6 protein-coding genes are annotated in these 4,405 nt (G+C 49.9%); 3 read left to right on the top strand and 3 right to left on the bottom strand.

All coding sequences use genetic code 11. From position 1 onward, the window contains the following. Nucleotides 1-85 precede the first annotated feature (85 nt). Nucleotides 86-1,315 (bottom strand): D-alanyl-D-alanine carboxypeptidase family protein, encoded by a 1,230-nt coding sequence (locus QOS10_RS09115; RefSeq protein ID WP_283595164.1) that lies wholly within the window; start codon nucleotides 1,313-1,315, stop codon nucleotides 86-88. Between the two features lie 85 nt (nucleotides 1,316-1,400). Between QOS10_RS09115 and QOS10_RS09110 the strand changes: the two genes are divergently transcribed. After that, nucleotides 1,401-1,967, top strand: a complete 567-nt coding sequence (locus tag QOS10_RS09110; protein ID WP_283595163.1) for a hypothetical protein — start codon at nucleotides 1,401-1,403, stop codon at nucleotides 1,965-1,967. 12 nt (nucleotides 1,968-1,979) lie between these two features. Beyond that, nucleotides 1,980-2,198, top strand: a complete 219-nt coding sequence (locus tag QOS10_RS09105) for a hypothetical protein (RefSeq protein WP_283595162.1) — start codon at nucleotides 1,980-1,982, stop codon at nucleotides 2,196-2,198. Here QOS10_RS09105 and QOS10_RS09100 read toward each other — a convergent pair. Further along, the gene (locus tag QOS10_RS09100) at nucleotides 2,176-2,832 is read right to left on the bottom strand and encodes a L,D-transpeptidase (RefSeq protein ID WP_283595161.1); all 657 of its coding nucleotides are present in this window, start codon (nucleotides 2,830-2,832) and stop codon (nucleotides 2,176-2,178) included. The genes QOS10_RS09105 and QOS10_RS09100 overlap by 23 nt on opposite strands. A gap of 189 nt (nucleotides 2,833-3,021) precedes the next feature. Between QOS10_RS09100 and QOS10_RS09095 the strand changes: the two genes are divergently transcribed. Next, the gene (locus QOS10_RS09095) at nucleotides 3,022-3,264 is read left to right on the top strand and encodes a hypothetical protein (protein WP_283595160.1); all 243 of its coding nucleotides are present in this window, start codon (nucleotides 3,022-3,024) and stop codon (nucleotides 3,262-3,264) included. 339 nt (nucleotides 3,265-3,603) lie between these two features. On the opposite strand, the gene QOS10_RS09090 is transcribed toward QOS10_RS09095, so the two are convergent. After that, a partial coding sequence (locus tag QOS10_RS09090) for an RNA-guided endonuclease InsQ/TnpB family protein (protein ID WP_283595159.1) occupies nucleotides 3,604-4,405 on the bottom strand: 802 nt, incomplete at its 5' end.

Below are 4,405 nucleotides of genomic sequence, written 5' to 3'. Positions count from 1 at the left end.
GCAAATTGTGGTTCAAGCACTCATCAGAAGGGTGTTTGCTCACAAGCCACGTCCTTTAGGGCGTGGTGGTTGACTTTATCCAATATTAGTGCCATAACCGTTGCCAGAAGTTCCCCCGCGCAATGTTATCGGCGCTCGACAGCCGATAGGTCAACGGCCCGCCGTCCAGGGTCTTCAACTGGCCGCTCGACAGTTCCAGCTCGCCAAGTGCCCGGCTACGGTTGATCGGGGCTTCTAACTGCCCCTTCTTGTTCAGATACCGCTTGTTCAGCTTGACTGCCATCGTATACCGATGAACATCATTGCCGGCACTCCAGACTGTGATCTGGCGTGGACTGAGAGTCACCTGACGCCGCTGCCCATTAGCGAGCGGCTGTTCCTGAATATTCTTCGGCAAGGTAATGGTCTGAAGGTGGAAGTTTTGCTTTAACATCTGATACAAACGCTGGGTCTGCACAAACCGGTCGTCCTTATTCTTCCCGTTGGCGTGCAGGACCACCGTAATGATCCGGTGCCCACGATAATTTCCGGTGCCGACAAAGCAAGCCCCGGCGGTATCAGAAGTCCCCGTCTTCAACCCATCAATCGTTACCCCAGGTACGGTGTACTTGCCGCCAGGCAGCATCTCGTTTAAGTTCTTCGCGGTCTTTGTTTTTCCCTTTGCAATGGCGAAAGTAACCTGCTTCTGAGCTGTAACCTGAAGCAGTTGCGGATAGCGGTTCACCAGGTAACGCGCCAGAATGGCAACATCGGTAGCCGTCATGGCGTTTTCTGCCTTGTCCGAATATTGCTTTGATGCTAGTGATTTCAGATCGCCATTATTCAGCCCCACCGGGTTCACAATTGTATAGTTCTTTAAGCCAATGTCTTGTGCCTTCTGCTGGAGCTTCATATTGAACTCGTCCATACCGTCACCGGCCGCCGCCGATAGCGCCATCGTGGCCCCGTCAGCCGACTTCACCAGGGCAGCGTTCAGCAGTTCACGGACCGTGTACGACTGCCCCGCCTGTAAACCGATGGCCGAGTAGTTCGGGTCATTTGAGATTGCGGCAGTTCCATCATCAATCTTGACCTTAGTGTTGCCCGTGATCTGGTTGCTGTGAACCTCATCCTCGATCACAACTGCCGTCAGCAGCTTGCTGATCGAGGCAATCGGCAACTTCTGCTGGGCGTTTTGCTCATAGATAACCTGCCCGGTCGATGCATCAACCATTATCGCGGCCGAGGCGTCAATTAGCGGAGCCGCATGGGCTGGCACCACCATGATTCCGAGAACCAGGGGGATCATCAGTAAAACCGCCAAAAATTTTTTCATCTTTATCCTCCAAAATGCTTAATGCACTACAAAAATACGATAAGATAGGAATGATATCAATATCGCAAGGGATTGACTAATAGCAATGAACAACAAGCAAAAGCAATTTATCCTGCTGACGACGGCACTCTTCGTGGTCATCGTCCTCTTCATTAATCTTCATGCCTACCTGGACAGCAGCCGTTTCATCACCGGGGCCAGTCGAACAAGCCAGGTACTCAATACCAACCGCCTGCGCCGGCCGAACCTCAGCAAATCTTCTGAACACAGACGCTATCCGGACCTGCGCAAACAGTCCGGGCTCCGGCTAATCGCGATATCCGGAATGAAGCGGGTCTACGTCCTAAGCGGCCAACGTGTGATCTACATCATGCATGCGCGCGTCGCCATCAATCACCAGTCGGTCGTCTCACGGGGCCAACGCGGGCAACAGATTGATCATGTTGCCGCTGGACACACCCTCGCCGGCCGTAACTGGTCCGCGTTGAGCCGGCAGAGCTACATTGTTGCCCCAGCGGCTAGCGACCAAAACCAGGTTAAAGGCAACTGGCTGAAAACCAGCTTCGATTTTCCCAACACCATCCAGTTGTCACGGCCGGATGCCCAGTGGCTCCAGACCTTACCAAAGGGCACCAAGATCGTCATTCGCTAAGGGAGGATTCTCATGCTCAAGCAGTACATAACTCGGACATTTCTTAATAACCTGCTCCTCGGTAACGGGGCGCTGGTCGGCTTAATCATTCTCTACAATTTGCTGGCCATGCTCATCCCCATCGTAAAGCTTACCTGGCCGATGATAATTCTTGTATTTATCCTGATCAACGCCATCCTGATCGGCTTAAAAGTGATTGTCCCGCTGATTAACCAACAACGACAACCTTAGTACCAACCGGTAAGTTCTGCTCCATCCACCGGGCATCGGGAACCGATAGCCGCACGCAGCCGTGTGAGCCCTGGCTCTTCCCCAGCTTGGCGGCTTCCTTCTGGTTATAGGAACCATCTGCCTTGGTTGGGACACTGTGGAAGAGGTACTCACCATGGTTCAGCCAGGAGGTGTAGTAGTTGGCGCCTTCCTGCAACTTAGCATTGTAGAAGCTGTCGCCCCGTTCTTGCTGAACATGGAACGTTCCGGTTGGGGTGGCACTCTTCGTCTTGCCGGTCTTGGCATCCTTTTTGTAGATGCCGCCGGTGCTGTACATTGTGTAAATGACCTTCTGCCCATCATAGAGGTAGGTCCGGTTGCCCTTAAGATCGACCTTCACCCAGAGGTCCTTAACCTTGCTGAGGTCTGGGTAGGGAACCGTTTCGGACGGTTTGCGCCAATTAATCGGTATGCGCATATGCTGGCCCGCTGGTTGCGCCGTACTGGTTGAACGGTGGACTGACTGGCTGGCAGCCGCATGACGGGAGGTCGGCTGGGCCTGCTGGCGGCTGGCACGAATTTGCGGCACAACTGCCAGCATGATAACCACTAGGCAGAAGAGCCCATATACCCAATATTTTGTCCTCTTTCTCAATTGTCTAGCTCCTTTTTATAAATTTGCATTAATCAAAAACAACAATATATTATAGTATAGTAAAAGGAATCTTCAATACTAGAAAAGCTGAGTGTGTATTAATGCGTGATAACCTAAAAATCTCTTACCTAACTGCCGTTGTCTTCTTTGTTGTCGCTGTGCTGGTCGCAAACTTATAGGGGGATCGTCATGGAAAGCATTCTCAAGCATCCCCAAAAATGCTGGAACTATATCATCCATCATCACTGGTCTAAGGACATCCTGCGAGCTAACCTCCTCTACATTTTCCTCGTGGTCGTGTACAACCTTTGCCACTTCTCACTAGCCGTCATTCATTGGCACACCTTCAACCATTTCTTCTGGCTGATGAACCTCTGCCTTTTCTTCAAGCTCAGCCTCGACATTCTGGACCGACTGCTCCGGCGGCGGTAGACGAAAATTTAGCAAACAACGATGAAGGGAAGCGAGACAAAAGTCATTTATGACTTTGTTTTTCGATGCGAAATTAGCCATCAGGCCCCCTAGTCAACCACCACGGAATTTATTCCGTGGCTTGTGAGCAAACACCCCTCTTTTGAGTATTTGACCACAATTTGCGTAGATATAGGCAATCAGAATCACTACGTAATTCTAATTCACTACCTCATTTCTAACGAAATGGCTAGAAACAAAGTAACAGACTTGCTTGACCAACCATAGCTGTAACCAAGTAGCGGTCGCCTAATTACCAACACCGTTAACGTCCTCAGGTTGCCATAGGGACGAGCCTAATCAGGCTAATGTTTCTAATCCTCGTTCAAGGATGTTTTGAGCGGCATTATGATCACGAATATGATGAACATGGCAGTTGGGACAAGTCCATTCGCGCTGAGCTAATGTCAGTTTCTTGGTGTCGCCAGTTCCCATCACAAAACCACAATCATGGCACGTTTGCGTGGTGTTTTTGGGGTTAATAGTGATGAATCGTTGATCATAAAGCTCTGCTTTGTATGACAACATGCCTAAAAATGATCGCCAACCAATGTCAGCAATACTCATTGCCAATGCATGGTTCTTCAGCAAATTCTTGCTCCGTAGTTCTTCAGCGACCACTAAATCGTGGTTCTTGATTAATGTGGTCGAAAGGTTTTGGAGGAAATCATGCCGACGATCAAAAACTTGGGCATGGATTTTGGCAACTAAGATCCGTTGCTTTTGGTAGTTTTTACTGGTACGTAAGGAACGATGTTCCTTTTTAGCCCGTCGTTGGCGCCGTGATAGCACCCGTTGGGCTTTGGCTAAACGCCCTTTAATCGTCCGGTAGTAATGCGGATTGGCGACTACGTCACCATTACTGGTCGTCAAAAAATTATCGGTATTGAGATCAATGCCGACTTGATCGTTAGTTTTAGCTGGTTTGGTAACAAACGGCGTATCTGATGCCAACTGTAATGACAAGAAGAACCGATCCGCGGCATCTTTAACAATCGTTACCGTTCCGATGCGAGTTTGTGCAGTCCGAGAAAGTAGCTGGTTAATGCGCTTTTTAGAGCCTTTTAAGCGCAAAATACCTAACTTAGGAACGTTGAAGTGA

Source organism: Limosilactobacillus galli (genome assembly GCF_947381495.1).
In the GTDB taxonomy this organism is placed as follows: domain Bacteria; phylum Bacillota; class Bacilli; order Lactobacillales; family Lactobacillaceae; genus Limosilactobacillus; species Limosilactobacillus galli.
Note: the sequence above shows the minus strand (reverse complement) of the source record. Positions and strands in the feature narration are given on the sequence as shown.

Bases quoted from the DNA above. Each gene is read 5' to 3' on its own strand.
- QOS10_RS09115 (WP_283595164.1), bottom strand. From the start codon at position 1,315: ATGAAAAAATTTTTGGCGGTTTTACTGATGATCCCCCTGGTTCTCGGA.
- QOS10_RS09110 (WP_283595163.1), top strand. From the start codon at position 1,401: ATGAACAACAAGCAAAAGCAATTTATCCTGCTGACGACGGCACTCTTC.
- QOS10_RS09105 (WP_283595162.1), top strand. From the start codon at position 1,980: ATGCTCAAGCAGTACATAACTCGGACATTTCTTAATAACCTGCTCCTC.
- QOS10_RS09095 (WP_283595160.1), top strand. From the start codon at position 3,022: ATGGAAAGCATTCTCAAGCATCCCCAAAAATGCTGGAACTATATCATC.